Origin of the sequence: Marinomonas phycocola (assembly GCF_047525455.1) — a bacterium.
Lineage (GTDB): Bacteria > Pseudomonadota > Gammaproteobacteria > Pseudomonadales > Marinomonadaceae > Marinomonas.
On the sequence record NZ_JBLIXL010000010.1, the window covers coordinates 76,677 to 98,289 of the forward strand.

The window sequence follows — 21,613 nt, forward strand, 5'->3', positions numbered from 1 at the left end:
TGATTATAGTCATAGCGTCATCTAAAGCGCTTGAGTAGAAAACTTACGACGAGTAGCCTGTTTGCCACCCTAACTTACTTCTACAAACATCATAAAAATCATGGTTTTTTGGGTGAATCAATCGAATACCACCCGCTTTACGATGAATGTGTATTTCATCTCCAGGCGCTGCTGTAATATGCAGCTGACCGTCACAACTCACACTTGGGTACGTTAAGTTAGATTCACATACGACAATACGAATACGCGCATCCGCATCAATAACAATTGGACGATTACTCAGTGTATGCGGGTGCATCGGCACAAGAACCAACGCCTCTAATTTTGGCAACATAATGGGACCACCAGCGGAAAGCGCATAAGCGGTTGAGCCTGTCGGCGTTGCGACAATCAAACCATCAGATTTTTGATTCATAACAAATTGATCATCAATAAAAAGGTCAAAACGAATCATCCTCGCCGATTTACCTGGATGCAAAACCAAATCGTTTAATGCGACACCATCTCCACTTGGGCGATTCTTGCGTTTTATCTTTGCTTCAATCATAAAACGCTTTTCTTCGAAGAACGCACCTGCAAAAATTGAGTCCAGCTCTTCTGCAAGAGCATGAGGGGATATATCAGTGAGAAAACCTAACGTGCCGCGGTTAATACCTAAAACAGGAATATCAAAATCACAAATGGCGCGAGCAGCGCCTAAAAAGCTGCCATCACCACCTACTACCATCGCCATGTCACATTGATTACCAAGCTGCTTTAGTGGCGCTGTATCTACCTTTACGCCTGGTAACATAGATGCTAAATCTTCTTCTAAAACGGGCTCTTTGCCTTTTCCTTGCAGATATTCTAATAATTTTTTAACAGTATCTAAGATTTTAGGCTTATCCAATCTTGCGATAATCCCGACACGTTTAAAATGTCCCATCTGCATTACTCTTCTTATAATCAATTAACGTATAAAGCCAGCGGCACCCTACTAAAAGAGCGCACCATATTAAAGAACTTTAACATGTTCCTAATGGATATCGCTATGCAATCGCTTGAATTCACAACATTTTATGTATGAAAGCATTGTTAGAAAAATACCTGAATGCTTAAATATAACCTCTCCAACCTTGAATACCTCCAGTATGAATGAGCAACGTCTTTTCCAAAGGCCAATCAGAGTTAGACATTTCCATTACAATACCAAATAGCACTTTCACCGTATAAACAGGATCTAATTGTATGGAAGGATTCAAAAGAGAGAATTCATCCAAGAAAACACGCAACGTATTCGGCAGCTTTGCATAACCACCGCAATGGTAATGAGTTTTCATAGTAAGTCGATCACTTTCGGTTGCTTGTTCGACTTTTTTTGCATCCCTAACAATGCCTTCCTCTAACCCTTCACCACCTTTGATAGCGGGGATAACACATAAATGTGAAATAGATTGATTTGCCAAAAAGCCCGCAGATGTTGTTCCGGTTCCAGCACTTATCACCCAACGAGGGAAGGCATACCCTCCTTCTTCATAAATGGTTTTCGACCAGTTTAAACAACCCTGCACACCCAAACTGTTCGACCCGCCTTCTGGGATCCAATAACACCCATCAATAAAACAGTCTATATCTTGACGCACGTTAGACTCCATTTCCTTACGATAATCACTTCTTGAACTAGGCCACAGCAAACCACCTTGCGAAACAAAATCCTTTAGCGTTGGCGTTAAACTAGGCTGTAACTCGCCACGAACTACCGCAACGGCCTGCATATCATAAGCCGAGCAAATATTTCCTAAGGCGTGCAAGTGATTCGAAAACGGTCCTCCAAAACTGGCAATACACTTTGCATTTAAGGATTGCGCCTTTTCGATATTGTATTTTAGTTTATGCCACTTATTTCCAGGGGCTCCTTGATGTTCTAAATCACCACGGTAGATGGTTAATTGATAACCGGCATCAGACAATGCTTTAGGTAGAATAATTGTTTGAAACAAAGACACCAAATAACCTCTTACTTTTTACTCGCCACTAACGTGGCACAATAGCATAAAAGCAACGTAGAACGTACGCAGACCAAACCTCTCAATATAAGAGGCACGCAGTAATGCTTCTTTTCCTACGCAGATAGATTGTCACTTCATTCTTAATTTTCCTGTGAAAAATATCCCTTTTTATAGACACTTTTTGATAAAATCGTTCGCGATAATTCATCTGGAGAAATAGAATGATTCCAAAGTTAACTGAAGTCTCGCCCGTTCAGGCAAAATACCTCAACTTTATTGAGAACCTGAAGGCTTCAGAATTTTCTGGCGATACAAACCCTGATTACGCCAATCGTGTTGTTTTATCGACTGACAACTCTATTTATCAAGTATTGCCTCAAGGTGTTATCTACCCAAAATCCATAGAAGACATCCAAGCACTAGTAAAACTTGCGAATCAAAAAGAATTTCACGACATTGTTTTAAGCCCAAGAGGCGGTGGTACAGGTACCAACGGACAATCATTATCAGATGGGCTTATTGTTGACCTGTCTAAACACATGAATCAAATTCTAGAAATCAATGTTGAAGAAGGCTGGGCCCGAGTCCAAACAGGCGTCGTAAAAGACCAACTAAACAAAGCCGCTAAAGAAAAAGGACTCTTTTTTGCACCAGAACTATCGACCAGTAACCGCGCCACGATAGGCGGCATGATTAATACTGACGCAAGCGGTCAAGGCTCGGTGATGTACGGCAAAACACGCGACCACGTCCTCGAACTGAAAACCGTATTACTCGATGGTACAACGCTGGACACCGCACCAATATCCGATGACAAGTTAGAGATCCTTATTCAAGAAAGTAATTATGCAGGCATCGTTCATCAAACAGTAAATAACGCTTTTGCAAACAACCAGAAACAAATCAAAGACACTTTCCCTGAATTAAACCGCTGCCTGACAGGCTACGATCTGGCCCATATACGAACTGACGAAGGTTTATTTGACCTAAACTCGGTTCTTTGTGGTTCTGAAGGAACACTTGGGTTTATTGTCGAAGCCAAAGTTAACCTTTTAAAAATACCTACATTCGCCGCGTTGGTTAACATTCGTTATAACAGCTTTGAAGCCTCTTTACGTCAAGCCAAAGAATTATTGGAAGTTAAACCAACGTCTATTGAAACGGTCGATTCGAGAGTATTAGGGTTAGCGAAAAGCGATATTATTTGGGGAAGCGTCGCGGACTTTTTCCCACATATCGAAGGAGAAGACATTCAAGGCATCAACCTAGTTGAATATACCGACAACGATGAAGCCACACTGAATGCACGTATCAAAAATCTGACAGACAAATTAGATACACTCACCGCAGAAGATGCCAGCACGCTGGGATATACCATTGCAAACGGTCATGCCAACGTTAATAAAATTTGGGGGATGCGTAAGAAATCCGTTGGTCTATTAGGCAATGTCTCTGGAGAGAAGCGCCCTATTCCATTTGTTGAAGACACTGCCGTCCCTCCAGAAAACCTTGCTGATTTCATTATGGAATTTCGCGAGGTGTTAGACAGCTACAATGTACAATACGGCATGTTCGGTCACGTAGATGCTGGTGTATTGCATGTTCGCCCAGCTATTGACTTAAAAGACGAAACTCAAGAGCCACTTATCCGTGAAATCACTGACAAAGTGGTTGCACTAACGCAAAAGTACAATGGCTTACTTTGGGGTGAGCATGGGAAAGGCGTTCGCTCTGAGTATTCGCCTGCATTTTTTGGTGATTTATACCCTGTAATACAACAAATAAAAGCCGCATTTGATCCATATAACCAACTTAATCCGGGAAAAATCGCCACACCATTTGAATTAGGCGTTGAACTTCTCAGAATCGATGAAGTCCCTATGAGAGGTCAATTTGACCGCCAAATCCCTCTACAAAATCGAGAACAATTTAAAGAAGGCATGTATTGCAATGGCAATGGCGCATGTTACAACTTTGATCCAAACGATGCGATGTGCCCTTCTTGGAAAGGCACCCGAGACAGACGCCATTCACCAAAAGGCAGGGCCTCGTTAATACGTGAATGGGTTCGTGGTATGAGTGAAAAAGGTGTAAACACGGAACAAGCAACAAAAGACGTAAGACACAGCCACTTTTTAACGGCTTTCTTCCCGAAGCTCCGCAATACAATTGCCAAGAAAAGAGGCGAATACGACTTCTCTAATGAAGTTCATGAATCCATGATGGGGTGCTTAGCCTGTAAATCCTGTGTTGGACAATGCCCAATCAAAGTAGACGTACCAGAATTTCGCTCTAAATTTTTAGAAATTTACTACGGCCGCTACCTTCGCCCTGTAAAAGACCATTTCGTTGGCTCACTTGAATTTATGATGCCAACACTTTCCATTATGCCATCGCCCTATAATTGGATTGTTGAAAGGCAATGGTTTAATCACTTAACCAGCAAATACATGGGGTTAACGGACACGCCAAGCTTAAGCAAAATCAATCTCAAAAAAGAAATGTCACGTCGTGGAATTCGCTTAGCGACTCCCATGGCACTTGAATCGCTTAACCCAAGAGACAGACGACGTGCCGTTATCGTCGTACAAGATGCTTTTACCAGTTTTTTTGAAACCGAGCTGTTATTAGACACAATGGAGATGCTAAATCGGCTCGGCTTTCAAGCTTATTTAGCACCCTATATGCCAAATGGTAAACCATTACATGTTCATGGCTTTTTGAAAGCGTTTAATCGTGCGGCAGGAAAAAATTTAGATATGCTGCAAAACCTATCTTTTTATGGGCTGCCTTTCATCGGAATTGAACCGTCTATGACATTAGCCTATCGCTCTGAATACAAAAAGGCCTTTGGAGATTCTCGCTCGATCCCTGAAATACAGCTTCTGCAAGAATGGCTATCAAAGCAAACCGCTCATTTAGAAAAGCAAGATTTGTCATTCAACAACGAAACCTATCATTTAATGGCTCACTGCACGGAAAAAACCAATGCGGCACCCTCTATAAATAATTGGGTCACTGTGTTTAACCACCTCGATTTGAATTTAAATATTGAACAAGTCGGTTGTTGTGGCATGTCTGGAACTTATGGTCACGAGACCCAAAACCAACAAACATCAGGAGACATATACCAACTCTCTTGGAAGAGCAAAGTCCAAGACCATCAATTACAACCAAAGTTATTAGCCACGGGGTACTCTTGCCGCAGCCAAGTTAAGCGAATGGACAACATTCACTTACCTCACCCTGCTCAAGCCCTATTGAAACACATACGTACTGCCCAATCCCAACAGGAATAACCATTCATTTCCTTTTCAAAAACGCAGGCTACACACTGAATTAACTGACACAAGTCACCTGCGTTTTTTATTTTAAACCGACACATGAGTTCACATGACCCATTCCAACATTCTCTACAGCTGCGACGATGAATACGGCAACATAAATGTTCTTGACGATGGTAAACACCGCATTTTGTCCTTTGTCAAAGGAGATGAACAAAGCAAACAGTGCACCGCAACACCCTATGTATTACAACACGAATACACCCAAGCAATGATGCTTGCATTACTCTTCAAACAGCCTAAGCGCGTTGCTATTTTAGGACTAGGCGGTGGTTGTTTATTAACCACCCTGCACCATCATATACCAGGTATAAATATAACCGCTGTTGAGCTACGCCAAAGTGTTATTGATATCGCTGAACGTTTTTTTCGACTGCCTAAAGGAAAAAAAATTCAGATTATCCGGCAAAATGCCAATCAATATTTAGAACGGAAAGATCAGAAAAAAGTCGATATCCTCTTCACTGATATATATAACACGAAGGGAATGGATGAATCAGTACTGCAACAAAAATTCATAGAGCAATGCGATAAACACATCAAAGATGACGGTTGGTTAGCTCTTAATTGCTGGTCAGAACATACCAATCACCCAGAACTCATTGAATCTCTACGAACGTATTTTTTAGACGTAAGAGCCCTTGATACGGGGTGCGGTAACTGGGTCATCCTTGCTAGTAAATCGTTCCAGAATCAAACAGAAAAGCAATTAAAAAGCCAAGCTCAGAAACTATCATCTGAACTTGGCTTTAATGCAACCAAGTGGCTGAGCCGCTTAAATGAAGTATAGAGAATTTTGCATCGACTTCTTTAGCATCGCATGTTGCGTCACATATTCCTTGATGTGTGACGTGAACACCTTCTTAAGCACTTAAATGACCGCTAACTATTTAACACAATGCATTATTTACCAAGGTTTTAGCATCGTTTTCCAACGCATCAAGATGCTCAAGAGACACAAAGCTTTCCAAATAAATCTTATAAACGTTCTCAGTGCCAGATGGTCTAGCAGCAAACCAGCCATTTTTCGTCTCTACTTTAAGTCCACCGATTACAGCACCATTTCCTGGCGCTTCGGTTAAAATACGAGTAATGACATCACCCGCTAACACATCCCCAGAAACAGAGCTTGCACTCAAACTGGACAACAGAGCTTTATGCTCTGGTGTTGTGGGTACATCAATACGCTTATAGTAAGGATGTCCATATTTTTCCACTTGCTCATTATAAAGCTGCTGCGGGTCTTTTCCTGTCACTGCTAGAATTTCCGCCGCTAATAACGCAAGGATAAAACCGTCTTTATCCGTTGTCCACACTGAGCCATCCTTCCTCAAGAAAGAAGCACCTGCACTTTCTTCGCCACCGAATCCCATCGTGCCAGAATACAAACCGTCAACATACCATTTAAAACCAACGGGGACTTCGCACAAGTTCCGATCTAAGCCCGCTACCACACGGTCAATAATGGCACTGGATACTAACGTTTTACCAAATTGAGTATCCTCACTCCATTGCGGTCTATGTGTTGCTAAGTATTCAATGGCAACTGCGAGGTACGCATTAGGATTCATCAATCCAGATGAAGCACAGACAATACCATGACGATCAAAATCAGGATCATTACTAACGGATATATCAAACTGATCTTTCAAAATTAAGAGGTTTTGCATAGCATATTCAGAAGAACAATCCATCCGAATACGCCCGTCTTTATCCAACGGCATAAAGCTAAATGTCGCATCAACCTTAGTATTTACAACCGTAATGTCTAACCCATAGCGATCTGCAATGGGCTTCCAGAAATGAATTCCAGATCCTCCCATTGGATCAACTCCAATTTTAATACCTGCTTTAGCTATCGCAGGCATATCGATAACACTGTCCAATTGAGAAACATAATGTTCGATATAATCAAATGGTTCTAATAAATTGGACGCCTCAGCAACGGAAACAGATTGACTTTTTACATCTTGCAATTCACCAAGCAATAATTCATTGGCTCGATTCGCTATCCAATTCGTCGCATCGGTTTCTGCAGGCCCCCCTTTTGGAGGGTTATATTTTATTCCACCGTCTTCTGGAGGATTGTGTGAAGGCGTGATGACAATGCCATCAGACACATCTTGCTGGCTGGTATTATGAGTAAGGATGGCATGAGAAATGACTGGTGTTGGTGTATATCCATTATCAAGAGGCACTCTGATACGAACACCATTTGCAGTCAACACTTGAATCGCTGTTTGGTATGCGGGCTCAGACAAACCATGAGTATCTTTACCTAAATAAAGCGGTCCATCGACGCCAATGGTTTTTCTGTATTCTGCAATTGCTTGGCAAATAGCCAAAATATGGTGTTCATTGAAACTGGTGTGCAGAGCACTGCCTCGATGACCTGACGTTCCAAAACTTACCTTTTGGTTAGGGTATTGCTTAATATCAGGCGTTTTTACGTAATATGCGGCAATAAGCGCTGGGAGGTTCACTAATTTATCATGAGAACACGGTTTACCAGCTTGTGGATGAAGCGCCATAGAATTATCCCTTATCTGTTAAGTTGCGTTATCAATACTCCATCATATTGATATGACATTCAATGCGTTAACACACCTGCTTCACTTATTTTCCTAATTAATAGGGCCTGTACGCTACTCATTACGCGTTTACATCACGTTTTTGAAGCACGATACTACCAATGGAATAACCTGCACCAAAAGAGCAAATAACGCCTAAATCACCTTCCTCCAAATCTTTATGATGCTCAGAAAAAGCAATGATAGAGCCAGCTGATGCTGTATTTGCAAAACGGTCTAATACAATTGGCGCTTCATCTAAAGTCGCATCTCGTCCCAATAGCCTTTTACTGATCAAAAGGTTCATATTAATATTGGCTTGATGCAACCACCAGCGGCGCAATTGATTAATACTGATTCCCAGCGTAGATAGATGCGCCTCTATGTGGCTAGCAGCCATAGGGCAAACCTCTTTAAATACCTTACGCCCATTTTGATGGAACAACTTATCTGCTTCATAAGGGTTCTCATCTGTAACACGACTGGTATAACCAAAGTTTGAACGGATATTATTTGAGTAGGACGTAACGCACTGAGTTCCTAAAATATCGTAACTGTGCGCCGAGACACAGGTTTCTGACGATTCAATCACCACGGCAGTTGCAACATCACCAAAAATAAAGTGGGAATCTCTATCCGTATAATTTACCTGAGGAGACGTCAGTTCAGGATTAATCACCAAAACGGCGCGGCAACTCCCAGAAGCGACGGAATCATAGGCTCTTTGCAAGGCGAACGTGGCCGCCGAACATGCCACTAACATGTCAAAAGCTTGCCCTTGTATATCAAGAGCAGCTTGCACTTCAATGGCGATAGCTGGATACGATCTTTGCGTATACGCACAAGCAACAATGACCATATCAATATCGGTAGAAACCTTATTAGCTTCTGATAATGCTTTCTTAGCGGCATGCATCGCCATTTCAGCTTGGTGAGACAATTCCTCATCTTTACGAACAGACAGTTTAGGGCGCATGCGATTAATGTCTAAAATACCTTCTTTCACGTAGGCATAACGATTTTTGATACCAGACGCTTTGGCAATAAATTCAGCACTTGAGAAAGGCTTTGCCTCCATCTCTCCATTGTGAATTTGTTCTGCATTTTTAGTATTATATTGCTCTGCCCACGCGTTATAGCTGTCTACTAACTCTTCATTACTCACAGTGTAAGGTGGTGTCCACAAGCCGACGCCACTGATAACAACAGATTTTTTCTGCATTTATAGTTCTCTTCTTATTTTGATGTAATTCATACACATCTAGCCAAAAAACATTGTTTAATAAAATATAATTAATCAAGATACCATTACTTATAGTTATATCAATAAAATCACGTTTATAGCCAGTAAATAAACAACTATATTTAGTAACTAGTAGAAAAATAAGGATCTGCATGTTTACCAAGAAGAAAGTTAAACCTCCTATGCCAACAGATACACATGCGTTAATTTTATCCGGTGGTGGGGCTCGAGCGGCCTATCAAGTTGGCGTATTATCTGCAATCGGAAAAATGTTGCCTAAAGACTCTAAACTGCCTTTTCCGATTCTGTGCGGCACGTCAGCAGGAGCACTAAACGCATCCATGCTGGCAACTCATTCACACAACTTCAACAAAGCCGTGACTCGCCTTAACTATGTGTGGCGACACCTAACACCAGATCAGGTTTATGAAACCAAAAGCTCAGCTTTATTTTCATCTGCATCCAAAGTCGTTTCCTCTATCATACAAAACAAAAATGATCACGATCGGATTGTGTCGTTACTCAATAATGCCCCCCTAGAAAAACTATTAAAGAGATTTTTGCCATTACATCAAATTCCCAACGCAATAGATCAAAAAGAGCTCATTGCTCTTGCTGTCACATGCATGAATTACACGACAGGTGAAACCACCACGTTTTTTGAAGGGAATCAAGACCTAGGAAATTGGTCGGGGTTTCGTCGTAGTGGTCAGTCATCAAAAATTAACTTTTCACACTTACTTGCCTCAAGCGCAATCCCTACACTATTTCCAGCACAAAAAATCGAAGAACACTTCTATGGCGACGGAGCTATGAGACAACGATCGCCAATCAGCCCAGCGATTCAACTAGGGGCAAATAAAATTATGATTATTGGCGTCAGTGGTAATCAGAACCCCAAGTCCTGGACTGACACACCTAAAATGCCTAATTCCCCTTCAATGGGACATATCACAGGTCAATTATTAAACAGTGCATTTATCGATAACCTTGAAGGAGACATACAACAACTAGAGTACATTAACTCAATTTTATCTTATGTCCCTGAAGACATTATCATTCCAAAAGCCAAGCACATTGAATCCCTGATCATTTCCCCTTCTAAAGCGATTGATCAAATAGCAGCAAAATACCTTAATACACTGCCAAAAAGCATTCGTTTTTTGTTAAGCATAACAGGTAATAACCAAGACCAATCCGGCAACTCTGCGGCAAGCTATTTACTATTCACGCCAGAGTATTGCCAAGAATTAATTGAACTGGGTCAAAAAGATGCTATGTGGGAAAAAGATAGAATTCTCGATTTTTTATCTCATGGTAAATAAAGCAACAAAAAGCACAATGAGAAAGAGAGTAAACAGAATATAGATTGTATTGCTAAGCTGCTTTCTAAAAAAGCCAAATGTTTTGATGTGTGAAGGCGTGTTTAAATGGCAAGGCTCATAAAAAAGAGCCTTACTTTATATAGAAGGCTTAGCTAATTACCTCACGCTCGACTAATTCATTGAACTCTGCCTGATACTCCTTCTCAACTGAGCTCTCAACGTCTTGAGCGTTAATATGATGAACTCGTCCAGATGGATGACGAGCTTTATGTTTTATCAACTGCTTTTCCAGTTTACTTACTAGCATGTCAAGTGCAGTTGATAGTTGCTTATCTGTTCTTGCAGTAGCAAATAAATCGTGGCCAGGAATGTGAACACTGGCTTCTGCTATCACGTCATTTGTTGCGTGTTTTTCAGAATTCAAAATAACATTGATCGTAGTGATCTGATTATTTATTCGCTGAAGATGATCCATTTTCTCCTTTACCAATTCTTGTATATCATCTCCAGATTTTACATGATGACCACTAATATTAAGAGTGTACATAAATAATTATTCCTTATTCAATTTACAAAACGATATTCAAATCTGCCCCTTACCTCTCTTTTTTTGCTTGACGTACTTGAAACTTATGGCCTAGTTGATAAAAATTCAACTTAATTTGTCGTTTTTTTTCAATAAAGAACAATAATCAAACAAAATTAAACAAAATATCGTTCCTATAACTTTTTTTAACAACGTACTGAACTAATTTTTGCAAATTCTGTCATAGTCATCACAAACAAAATTAATAGAAGAAATAACTATCATGATCAAAAAACACCCACTAAACAGCGGTCGCTCAATGGAGAATATCCATGAAAGCATCTAAAGTAATTATTATTGGCATTGTAGCTATCACCGTTGCACTATTTTTTGCATACGACTTACATACCTTTTTAAGCCTCTCTTATCTAAAAGAACAACAATCCTCTTTTGCGGAGTTAAGAGCAGAGCAACCCGTCCTTGTGACAGGTGTGTTTTTTATAAGTTATGTATTTATTACGGCACTTTCTTTACCAGGAGCGGTGATATTAACCCTTGCATCTGGTGCTTTATTTGGGCTTATTCAAGGTTTACTCATTGCTTCTTTTGCAAGTTCACTAGGTGCAACCATCGCCTTCTTAGTTTCTCGTTACTTATTTAAAGAATCGGTACAAGCCAAATTTGGGCAGAATTTAAAAGCATTTAATAAAGGTATGGAAAAAGACGGCGCGCTGTACTTATTCACTCTGCGCCTTGTTCCTGCATTTCCATTTTTTCTTATTAACTTACTAATGGGTTTAACACCTATCAAAACATGGCGCTTTTATTGGGTAAGCCAACTTGGTATGGTGGCAGGAACTGGTGTTTTCGTAAATGCAGGTACTCAACTTGCTCAAATTGACAGTTTGAAAGGTATCTTATCTCCGGGCTTGATTCTTTCTTTCGTCTTACTCGGCGTTTTCCCAATCATTGCGAAGAAGATAATAGATATGATCAAATCACAGAAGAGCTTAAAACAATTTAAAAAACCTCAATCTTTCGATTACAACATGCTGGTTATTGGCGCAGGAGCTGGTGGCCTAGTCAGCTCTTACATTGCTGCGGCAGTAAAAGCGAAAGTAGGTCTTATTGAACGTCACAAAATGGGTGGCGATTGTTTAAATACAGGATGTGTTCCAAGTAAAGCATTAATTCGTGCAGCACATACTGCTCACGACATGCGTAACGCATCCAAACTCGGCATTACAGATGTTGAACCAGAAGTTGACTTTAAAGCCGTTTTCCAAGGCGTTCACAACGTCATCAAAGACGTTGAACCACATGACTCCATTGAGCGATACACAGACCTAGGCGTTGACTGTATAACAGGTGACGCTCGTGTCATCTCACCGTATGAAATCGAAGTTGATGGAAAAATATTAACCACGAAAAACATTGTCATCGCAACTGGAGCAAGGCCTTTTATCCCTAATATCAAAGGATTAGACCAAGTTACTTATCACACGAGCGACACAATTTGGAACCTGACTGAAAACCCAGGTCGACTCATCGTGCTAGGTGGTGGCCCAATAGGCAGTGAATTAACTCAATCGTTCGCAAGACTGGGCGCACAAGTTACTCAAATCGAAAGAGGGGCTCGCATCATGCCTCGTGAAGATGAAGATGCTGCAAAATGGGTGTCTGATAATTTCATCAATGAAGGCGTTCAACTGTTAACAGGCCACGCTGCCGAGGAAGTCATTTTAAAAGACGATAAACAGTTCTTACGCTGCGCCCATGAAAGCGGTGAAGTATTAGTGCCATTCGATACTTTATTAATTGCCGTAGGTCGTACACCTAATGTTCGTGGCATTGGTTTAGAAGAAATTGGCGTAGAAATCAATGAACGCGGGGCATTGGTTGTGGACGACTACTTAAGAACCAACATACCTAATATCTATGGTGTTGGTGATGTCATTGGCTCTTATCAATTTACTCATACAGCAGCCCATCAAGCTTGGTTTGCAGCCGTCAACGCTTTGTTCGGAAAATTTAAGCAGTTTACCGTAGATTATCGAGTTATTCCTTGGGCGACCTTTACCGACCCTGAGGTTGCACGTGTTGGCTTAAGCGAAGATGAAGCTAAGGCTCAGGACATTCCTTATGAAGTGGTCAAGTTTGAAATTGAAGAGCTAGACAGAGCCATTGCTGATCGAAATACAGCAGGGTTTGTTAAAGTATTAACCGTACCAGGTAAAGATAGAATACTGGGTGTTACGATTGTCGGTAGTCATGCAGGCGATTTGATTGCTGAATACGTACAAGCAATGAAATACAACCTTGGGTTAAATAAAGTACTGGGTACTATCCATATTTACCCAACCATGGCAGAAGCAAACAAATACGCTGCAGGTGAGTGGAAAAGAGCGCACATCCCACACAAAGTACTGTCTTATGTAGAGAAGTTTCATCGTTGGAGCCGTGGAAAATAAGCACCGCTTAAACCGTTCTTCAAAGCAAAAAAACCAGCACATTGCTGGTTTTTTTTGCTTCCTTTATTTCTACCTCTTTATCTAGTAATCAAATGCAAATACGAGTCTCGATTACACTGTCTTCTTGCTCGCAGTCTGTTTTGGATCAGCAGCATCAATAGTTAAAGACACGTAATCTTCAAGTACACCCGCAGTAAATCGCTCACGATCTTCTATTGACGAAATCTGCTCTGACTCCCAGTTCAACAGTCGTACAAAGATAGAGTACTTCGTAATAACCGCTAAATTCACATCCTTAATACTGATGCCATTAGATGACATTAAATGGAATACTTGATCTAAGCTTTTCTGAGCTTCAAATTGACCACTTTTACTTGCATCAGCAAGCAGCTCTTCAATTTGCAGTAATGGGTTAACCACTTTATTAGTTCGCTTAGTACCGACTGTTGAAGTTAAGAACTTCGTCAGCATATCATCCGTATAGCACTCTCTAGAATCGATATCCTCAATTTTCGCAGTCTCTCTCTCAAGCAACTTGATAAACAAGCTTTTGTTTTTAATATCAGAGAATTCCAAATCGCGAAGGGACAGATCATTTTCTTCCATAATTTGCACAACGGCATCGAATGAAGCTCGTCCTTCATTGCCTTTTTTCACCGAGCTGGCAAGATGTTTTCGTAATTCGTGCATTATTTTAGCTGCACGATACTCTTCTTTTAATTGCACATGCCTTTGATAATCTGATGTAATTTTATCATAGTCTTCAACTAACTCTTCAAAGCCTGATAGTGCATCTCGCTCCGCTCTCAAGCAATGCATTCGAATTTCAGCTCGGCGCTTTTCCCAGGCTTCATAAGCTTGAGCTCTTAATTGAAACGCTTTTTCAATGGCTTCTTCAAAACCACGTTCAATTTTAGCTCGTTCACTACGCTCTGCTTGCTCTTCTTGCTCTGAAAGCAAACGTTCATTGCGCTTTTGCTTTAAAGACTCTTCCGCTAACGATTGCTGTAACGCAATTGCATCCAATTTAGATTGAACACCCGCCTCATCAAAATTAACCAATTGTTCGTGTATTTTGTTCCAATATTTATCGTCTTCAAATGGCATATCTGGATTACTCGACGCATATTGCCCACGAAGACGATCTGTAAAAGCGACGGTATCTGGGCGGAAAGCGTTTGCCGCATTAATAACATTGTCTGCCGCGAAATTCATAGATGACCTACTATCCTCAGGTGTCTTAAACATTGAACTTGGACGGCAATTTTCTTTTTCCGTACATTCTGATTTTTCAAATGACTCATTGGCTTCCACTACTGCCTCAGAAACATCCTCAACAGAAGCGCATGTATCAGAAGAGTCAATATCATCCAATATCGTTTTACTGTTCGCATATGCCTTATTTGGGTCAACTGGCTTTTCACTAAATCGTCGAGAAGATAAAGGCTCCTGAGATTGCGGTTTCACTTGTTCTTCAGTAGAAAACATTCGACGATGACTGCTCCAGTTAACCTTATAGAGCGTTTTGATATCACATAACATCGACTGTGGTATTTCATGCATTTTCAAGTCATTTTGATGGGCGACAGACTCTGCATGACGCAGGGCCATCTTCGACTCACTTGAATTAGAAGAAGTTGCTAAATTCAGTAGTTTTACAACTTTGCTAATGGCTTTCTTTTTTCTACGTATGCTCACCATAATTGCCTTCCGTATTAGCCTGTTTTCTTATAGTTAATAGCTTGGCGACTTAAGCCTATTCACTCAAATTACAAACAAGTAGCCAACTGTACTAAGGACCTAAAGCAAAAGACTTGCCAACTCATATTGATAATAAAAACCGGATACACTAGCAATAGATCAAAATTCAGTCAGAACAATGACAAAATAGCATTTCTTTACAGCAGGCTCAATCAGATAAAGAATAGGAAAAAGCCATTTGCACTACCATATTCAATACAAAGCCAAGCCCAAGTATTTACAATAGGATCAATCAGAAGCACTATTACCTTATACGAACTAATTTAATGCTTTTACGGAGATTTCATGTCGAATATACACTGTTTGGTTGATATACAAGCAAAATTGGCTGAATGCCCACGATGGGATGAAAAAACCAATTCGCTGTATTTCGTTGATATTGACTCCTATCAACTTTGCCGCTTCAACCTAACAACAGAAACGTTAGAAACACGTCAGTTCGATGAAGAAATTGGCTGTTTTTCATTGACAGAATCCGGTGGGTTTATTGCCGCATTCCGTTCAGGCGTTTATACCTCGGTTAATTTTACGGGCCGTCTTTCATTATACTGGGCCGCTGATTACGATCAGAAAACCACACGATTCAATGATGGTCGATGTGATTTCAATGGTCGCTTTTTAGCAGGGACAATGTATTCCCCTAAAGACGCTTTTAAAGGCGCTCTGCATCAGTTCTCAAATGGTAGAAACACCCTGTTGGATCAATCTGCATGGACATCAAATGGTCTTGCATTTTCTCCAGACGGCAAGACAATGTATTACTCAGACACACCCAATCACATTGTTTATACATTCGATTACGATATGGAAAGCGGTCAAGTCAGTAATAAAAAGGTGTTCATAGAATTTCCAAGAGGATTGGGACGCCCAGATGGCGCTGCAGTTGATACAGACGGAAATTATTGGTCTGCTTTGTATGCTGGCCAAAGGGTTGTCAAAATCAGCCCTGAAGGAAAAATATTAGAAGAATACCCAGTGCCCGCTATTTACCCAACAATGGTCGCATTTGGTGGCCCTGAGATGAAAACACTTTTTGTAACAACCTGTCGAAGCGCTCATACAGAAGAAGAACTCATTACCTATCCAAATGCGGGTGGTATCTTTGCAATTGAGACGAGCTCCACTGGATTAATTGAATCAAGATTCAAAAAATAACCTATCTTCATTTTATTTAACTTACTAACTAGATGACTGAACAATGCGCGCAAGTAATTATTTATTTTCAACACTAAGAAACTCTCCAACTGATGCGGTCGTCATTAGCCACCAGCTAATGATTAAAGCAGGCATGATACGCCAAGTTTCAAAAGGGCTATACACTTGGCTACCAACTGGCATAAAAGTATTACGCAAAGCAGAAAAAATTGTCCGTGAAGAGATGCAAAAAGCGGGCTTTCTTGAAGTATTAATGCCAGGAGTTCAACCTGCGGAGCTTTGGAAAGAAACTGGCAGATGGCAAAAATACGGTCCAGAACTGTTACGCTTAAAAGACAGACATGACCGTGATTATTGCCTTGGTCCAACCCATGAAGAAGTCGTTACAGAACTGGCCCGTAATGAGTTGACCAGCTACAAACAACTGCCATTAAACCTCTTTCAAATCCAAACAAAATTCCGTGACGAAGTTCGCCCTCGTTTTGGCGTCATGCGTTCACGTGAATTCCTGATGAAAGATGCATACTCTTTCCATGTGGACCCAGCATCGTTACAAAAAACCTATGACATAATGCATAAGGCTTATTGCAATGTGTTCGATCGAATAGGTCTAAACTATCGCCCTGTAAGAGCAGACTCAGGCAGCATCGGCGGTGCTTATTCACATGAATTTCATGTGTTAGCCGACTCTGGTGAAGATGATATTGCATTCAGTGACTCATCCGATTACGCAGCCAATATTGAATTGGCAGAAGCAGTTGAAACAAAACAATCCGCCGATGCGGCAACACAAGATATGGAAGAAATCTTCACTCCTGATTGCAAAACCATTCAAAAAGTCGCTGAGTTTCTAAAATTACCAGTCGAAAAAACGGTTAAGACCATGCTTATCAAAGGTCTTGATGAAGAGCAAAGCCCAACTATTATAGCACTTGTACTGCGTGGCGATCATACTATCAACGAAGTTAAAGCCGAAAAGTTGTCTGGTGCACTGGTTCCATTCGAATTCGCTAACGAAGACGACATAGTGAAAGTTCTAGGCTGTGGCCTTGGCTCCATTGGCCCTGTTGGCTTAAAAGAAAAAGGCATTCAAGTTGTCGTTGATCGCTCTGCCTCTGTTCTGTCTGATTTTTGTGCCGGTGCAAACAAAGATGACTACCATTATACAGGCATAAACTGGTCACGAGATTGCTCAGGGTTTGACGTTGCGGATGTTCGTAACGTTGTTGAAGGTGATCCATCGCCAGATGGTGAAGGCAAGATAGTGATAAAACGCGGCATCGAAGTAGGCCATATCTTTCAGCTAGGTCAACAGTATGCCGATGCAATGAAAGCAACAGTTCTAGATGAAAATGGTAAAAGCAAAACCATGTGGATGGGGTGTTATGGCATCGGTGTGAGCCGAGTGGTAGCCGCTTCTATAGAACAAAACCACGACGACAAAGGCATCATTTGGCCTGACTCTATTGCGCCATACAATCTTGCTATCGTTGCCATGAATTACGATAAATCAGAAAATGTACGTACTGTTTGCAATGAGTTATACAATGCCTTCACAGATGCGGGTATTGATGTGTTGCTGGACGACCGAAAAGAGCGTCCAGGCGTAAAATTCGCAGATTGCGAACTCCTAGGCATTCCTCATCGTTTAGTTGTAGGAGATAAAGGCCTAGCCAATGGCACGTTAGAATACAAACACCGTCGTTCTGGCGAAAATGAAGACATTTCTCAAGATGAGGTTCTTCAAACACTATTAAGCAAAATCAATAATCACACTTAAGCGTACCGCTAGGGTGATCCATTTCACCCTAGCGTATTTCTATGCTATTTCAACTTTTTATGTCTATCCAGATGTTTCATCTTGTTAGACACTTATTTAGGACACTTAAATGACAACTATTTTCCATAACCCAAGATGCTCCAAATCAAGAGAGACCCTCGCCCTACTTGAAGAAAAAGGCATTAAATTAACCGTCCGTTTGTATATGGAAAAACGCCCCAATGTTGAAGAACTGAAAAACCTTCTCAACTTCTTGTCTATGACACCAATTGAATTGATGAGAACGAAAGAAGCCCTTTACAAAGAACAAAATCTACATTTACCAGAAACAACCGATGCTCAAAGGCTGTCTGCAATGTGCCAATACCCTAAACTCATCGAACGCCCTATTGTTGTTCATAAAGGCAAGGCTAAAATTGGTCGTCCTCCAGAACAAGTATTGGAACTGTTCTAATGGCTTCTCCTTACATACTTATTCTGTACTACAGTCGCCATGGTTCCGTAGCGGAAATGGCCAAGCACATAGCGCGCGGTATTAAGCAACACGCGTCTATTGATGTCAAAATAAGACAAGTCCCTGATGTCGCACCCACCACGACAGAGACAACACCTGAAATACCAGAAAAAGGTGTACCTTACTGCACTTTAGAAGAACTTGCAGAATGCAGCGGGCTCATTTTAGGCAGCCCATCGTACTTTGGAAGCATTGCCTCTCCATTGAAACACTTTCTAGATCAGACGTCTCTCCTCTGGATGACAGGGAAATTGGTTGATAAACCAGCGTCTGTTTTTACCAGTGGCAGCAGTATGCATGGCGGCCATGAAATGTGTTTACATGCACTTGCTATTCCGCTGTTTCATCATGGAATGATCGTTCAGAGCCAATCTTATAAAGCTAAAGAACTGATGCAAACTAGGACAGGCGGCACACCCTATGGAGTCAGTCATTTCGCCAGCAGTACGAGTAACACTGAGTTAAGCCAAGATGAAATAGCTTTGTGCGAAATACAAGGCCAAAGGTTGGCTACTTTAGTATCACAACTTAATAAATAAATATCTAAGGTTCTGTCTAACATGGCAAAAAAAGAAAGCGTTACTCCTGATGAGCTGCAAAAAGCAAGCACACGCTATAAACAAACCTACCCATTAATGGTACTTAACCTTTTTGCTCTAATTGTAGTGATCTGTGTACATCATTTATTTTTACAGAGCATGAAGTTTGATCACCCTTACATCTTTCTTTTTGTCATGATTTCGCCGTTATTACTTCTTATACCAGGAGGTGTAAAAGGCAGTTACAGAGGTGCTATTTGGATTTGTTTCGTAACACTTATCTATTTTGTAGCGGGCGTTCTAAACTGGACTCAAGGCGTGAACTGGGCATATGGTGTCAGCCAAACATTGCTTTCATTCCTCTTATTTAATATTGCTCTTATGTATGCTAGATGGAAAGGTCTCTCCGAGCTACCAGTAAAAAAATAAATTGCGTTCCTAAAACATAAACGGCCAACACACTCGCCCTTTATGTTTTAGGACTTAATTGTCACCCTTCAGAAAATAACATGAATATAAATTGCTTCATTTAATAGTGGGGCAACTCAATCCCTTCAAATAATTCATCCAATATCTGCTTATTCGATATCGACATCGCCTGTGACACCAAATCTTTTGTTAAATGTGGCGCAAACGACTGAATAAAATCGTACATGTAGCCTCGTATAAACGTATTTGAACGGATACCAATTTTCGTAATACTGCGCTCGAATAAGTGTGAAGCATCAATGGCAACCAAATCATTATCCAGTCTCTCATCGTACGCCATGCTAGCGACAATACCGACACCAAGCCCCAACCTAACATACGTTTTAATAACGTCAGAATCCGCCGCTGTAAACACAACATTGGCTTCTAAACCAGCATTATGGAAAGACTCATCCAATTGAGAACGACCAGTAAAACCAAATACGTAGGTCACAATTGGATGCTTAGACAATTCCTCCAAAGTAAGGCAATCAACTGACGCAAGCGGGTGCTCTTTAGGCATCACTACGGATCGATTCCAAGTGTAACAAGGCAACATGATTAGGTTACCAAATAACTCTAACGCTTCAGTGGCAATTGCAAAATCCACTGCGCCATCATTTGCCATTTCAGCAATTTGCATTGGGGTTCCTTGATGCATATGCAAACTGACATCAGGATATTCTTCAATAAAATTACGAATAACAGAGGGTAGTGCATAACGAGCCTGAGTATGCGTTGTGGCAATGTCTAATGCGCCTTTTCTCTCATCACTAAATTCCTTAGCAATGCGTTTAATATTTTGCGTTTGATTCAGTATTTCGCCAGCCAGCTCAATGATTTTCTCACCCGCTGGTGTTATATGAGTTAAGTGCTTTCCACTACGCGCAAACACTTCGACCCCAAGCTCGTCTTCAAGTAGGCGGATCTGCTTACTCACACCGGGTTGAGATGTATATAATGTTTGTGCTGTTGCTGATACATTTAGATCATTACGAGCCACTTCCCAAATATATCTTAATTGTTGAAGTTTCATACATCTCCCTTATTCGAAAAAGGATTAAAAAAAGAATAAAATATTACTTTATAGAATAGTAAAAAACCTCTACCGTTGCCAGAACAATTCTTACTAAGATAAAAAAGATGGATTTCATTTGGTATATTTTAACAGGCTCACTCGTTGGGCTTGCAGTTGGCATGACAGGAGTCGGCGGTGGATCAATCATGACCCCTCTCTTACTTATGTTTGGCTTCCCTCCCCATATCGCCATCGGCACCGACCTACTGTACGCAGGCATAGCTAAAAGCACGGGCGTGTATCTCCATGCGAAAAAGAAACACGTTAATTGGAAAGTTATGGCTGCGATGGCTGCAGGCAGTCTACCTTCCTCGTTACTAACGATTATTTGGCTTTCACAATACGATAAACCAGATCATTACCAAGAAATTTTAACCGCGACACTGGGTGTTATGCTAGTTGCTACCGCTTTCGTCATTATTTTTCGTAGAAACATCCTTAGTATCAGTTCAAAAAAACAAAGCACATCACCCTCTACAAAAGAACACAACCTTAAATACATATTCTTATCTGGAATTGCACTGGGTGTCTTAGTCACCTTAACCTCAGTCGGCGCTGGTGCACTAGGAACCGCGTTATTGATGCTTTTGTTCCCCGCGATGGCAGCAAAAAACATTGTTGGTACCGATCTCGCTCATGCCGTACCGCTCACGCTAGTTGCCGGTATTGGCCATATATTTCTTGGCAATGTTGACTACTCATTATTGACAGCTCTTCTAATTGGTTCTATTCCGGCAATCTATGTAGGAACACACTTATCAAGTTATGTTCCAAATGCGGTATTACAACCAGTTTTAGCTACAGCATTAATGGGATTTGGAGTAAAATACCTGTTCTTTTAAATATAATAA

Annotated in this window: 17 protein-coding genes; 10 read left to right on the forward strand and 7 right to left on the reverse strand. The window is 40.9% G+C overall.

The genetic code is table 11. The features are described 5' to 3' along the window. Positions 1-43 precede the first annotated feature (43 nt). Both ACMUMJ_RS09530 and ACMUMJ_RS09535 read right to left on the reverse strand, forming a co-directional pair. Positions 44-925: an NAD(+) kinase gene (locus ACMUMJ_RS09530; RefSeq protein ID WP_414678603.1), complete on the reverse strand. Its 882-nt coding sequence runs from the start codon at positions 923-925 to the stop codon at positions 44-46. Between the two features lie 169 nt (positions 926-1,094). Beyond that, positions 1,095-1,985, reverse strand: coding sequence for a 1-aminocyclopropane-1-carboxylate deaminase/D-cysteine desulfhydrase (locus tag ACMUMJ_RS09535; RefSeq protein ID WP_414678604.1), 891 nt, complete (start codon positions 1,983-1,985; stop codon positions 1,095-1,097). 224 nt (positions 1,986-2,209) lie between these two features. Here ACMUMJ_RS09535 and ydiJ point away from each other — a divergent pair, with 224 nt between their 5' ends. Both ydiJ and ACMUMJ_RS09545 read left to right on the forward strand, forming a co-directional pair. Further along, a complete protein-coding gene (gene ydiJ, locus ACMUMJ_RS09540) occupies positions 2,210-5,287 on the forward strand; it encodes a D-2-hydroxyglutarate dehydrogenase YdiJ (protein ID WP_414678605.1) in 3,078 nt (1,025 codons plus the stop codon). Positions 5,288-5,381: 94 nt separating this feature from the next. Beyond that, positions 5,382-6,122, forward strand: a complete 741-nt coding sequence (locus ACMUMJ_RS09545; RefSeq protein WP_414678606.1) for a spermidine synthase — start codon at positions 5,382-5,384, stop codon at positions 6,120-6,122. A gap of 100 nt (positions 6,123-6,222) precedes the next feature. Here ACMUMJ_RS09545 and pgm read toward each other — a convergent pair whose 3' ends face one another. Next, positions 6,223-7,863: a phosphoglucomutase (alpha-D-glucose-1,6-bisphosphate-dependent) gene (gene pgm, locus ACMUMJ_RS09550; protein WP_414678607.1), complete on the reverse strand. Its 1,641-nt coding sequence runs from the start codon at positions 7,861-7,863 to the stop codon at positions 6,223-6,225. 121 nt (positions 7,864-7,984) lie between these two features. Further along, positions 7,985-9,124: a beta-ketoacyl-ACP synthase III gene (locus tag ACMUMJ_RS09555; RefSeq protein ID WP_414678608.1), complete on the reverse strand. Its 1,140-nt coding sequence runs from the start codon at positions 9,122-9,124 to the stop codon at positions 7,985-7,987. Positions 9,125-9,327: 203 nt separating this feature from the next. On the opposite strand from ACMUMJ_RS09555, the gene ACMUMJ_RS09560 reads away from it, so the two are divergent. Further along, on the forward strand, positions 9,328-10,470 hold the full coding sequence (locus ACMUMJ_RS09560; RefSeq protein ID WP_414678609.1) for a patatin-like phospholipase family protein: 1,143 nt from the start codon (positions 9,328-9,330) through the stop codon (positions 10,468-10,470). Between the two features lie 148 nt (positions 10,471-10,618). Here the strand turns inward: ACMUMJ_RS09560 and hpf are convergent, their stop codons facing one another. Beyond that, the gene (gene hpf / locus ACMUMJ_RS09565; RefSeq protein WP_414678610.1) at positions 10,619-11,017 is read right to left on the reverse strand and encodes a ribosome hibernation-promoting factor, HPF/YfiA family; all 399 of its coding nucleotides are present in this window, start codon (positions 11,015-11,017) and stop codon (positions 10,619-10,621) included. A 311-nt stretch (positions 11,018-11,328) separates the two neighbouring features. Between hpf and ACMUMJ_RS09570 the strand changes: the two genes are divergently transcribed. After that, positions 11,329-13,467 (forward strand): dihydrolipoyl dehydrogenase family protein, encoded by a 2,139-nt coding sequence (locus tag ACMUMJ_RS09570; RefSeq protein WP_414678611.1) that lies wholly within the window; start codon positions 11,329-11,331, stop codon positions 13,465-13,467. A 111-nt stretch (positions 13,468-13,578) separates the two neighbouring features. On the opposite strand, the gene ACMUMJ_RS09575 is transcribed toward ACMUMJ_RS09570, so the two are convergent. After that, positions 13,579-15,168 carry a hypothetical protein gene (locus ACMUMJ_RS09575; protein WP_414678612.1) on the reverse strand — a complete coding sequence of 530 codons (1,590 nt, stop codon included), beginning with the start codon at positions 15,166-15,168 and terminating at the stop codon, positions 13,579-13,581. A gap of 345 nt (positions 15,169-15,513) precedes the next feature. Here ACMUMJ_RS09575 and ACMUMJ_RS09580 point away from each other — a divergent pair, with 345 nt between their 5' ends. The 5 genes from ACMUMJ_RS09580 (at position 15,514) to ACMUMJ_RS09600 (ending at position 19,645) form a co-directional block, all read left to right on the forward strand. Further along, on the forward strand, positions 15,514-16,383 hold the full coding sequence (locus tag ACMUMJ_RS09580) for an SMP-30/gluconolactonase/LRE family protein (protein ID WP_414678613.1): 870 nt from the start codon (positions 15,514-15,516) through the stop codon (positions 16,381-16,383). Between the two features lie 43 nt (positions 16,384-16,426). Next, positions 16,427-18,163, forward strand: coding sequence for a proline--tRNA ligase (locus ACMUMJ_RS09585; protein ID WP_414678614.1), 1,737 nt, complete (start codon positions 16,427-16,429; stop codon positions 18,161-18,163). A 109-nt stretch (positions 18,164-18,272) separates the two neighbouring features. Next, positions 18,273-18,617 carry an arsenate reductase (glutaredoxin) gene (arsC, locus tag ACMUMJ_RS09590; RefSeq protein ID WP_414678615.1) on the forward strand — a complete coding sequence of 115 codons (345 nt, stop codon included), beginning with the start codon at positions 18,273-18,275 and terminating at the stop codon, positions 18,615-18,617. Beyond that, positions 18,617-19,216, forward strand: coding sequence for an NAD(P)H:quinone oxidoreductase (gene wrbA / locus ACMUMJ_RS09595; RefSeq protein ID WP_414678616.1), 600 nt, complete (start codon positions 18,617-18,619; stop codon positions 19,214-19,216). The genes arsC and wrbA overlap by 1 nt, the downstream gene beginning before the upstream one ends. Before the next feature lie 21 nt (positions 19,217-19,237). Then, complete coding sequence (locus ACMUMJ_RS09600) at positions 19,238-19,645, forward strand: DUF2069 domain-containing protein (RefSeq protein ID WP_414678617.1); 408 nt, start codon at positions 19,238-19,240, stop codon at positions 19,643-19,645. 100 nt (positions 19,646-19,745) lie between these two features. On the opposite strand, the gene cysB is transcribed toward ACMUMJ_RS09600, so the two are convergent. Then, complete coding sequence (gene cysB, locus ACMUMJ_RS09605) at positions 19,746-20,720, reverse strand: HTH-type transcriptional regulator CysB (RefSeq protein ID WP_414678618.1); 975 nt, start codon at positions 20,718-20,720, stop codon at positions 19,746-19,748. 107 nt (positions 20,721-20,827) lie between these two features. Here cysB and ACMUMJ_RS09610 point away from each other — a divergent pair, with 107 nt between their 5' ends. Further along, positions 20,828-21,604, forward strand: coding sequence for a sulfite exporter TauE/SafE family protein (locus ACMUMJ_RS09610; protein ID WP_414678619.1), 777 nt, complete (start codon positions 20,828-20,830; stop codon positions 21,602-21,604). Positions 21,605-21,613 lie beyond the last annotated feature (9 nt).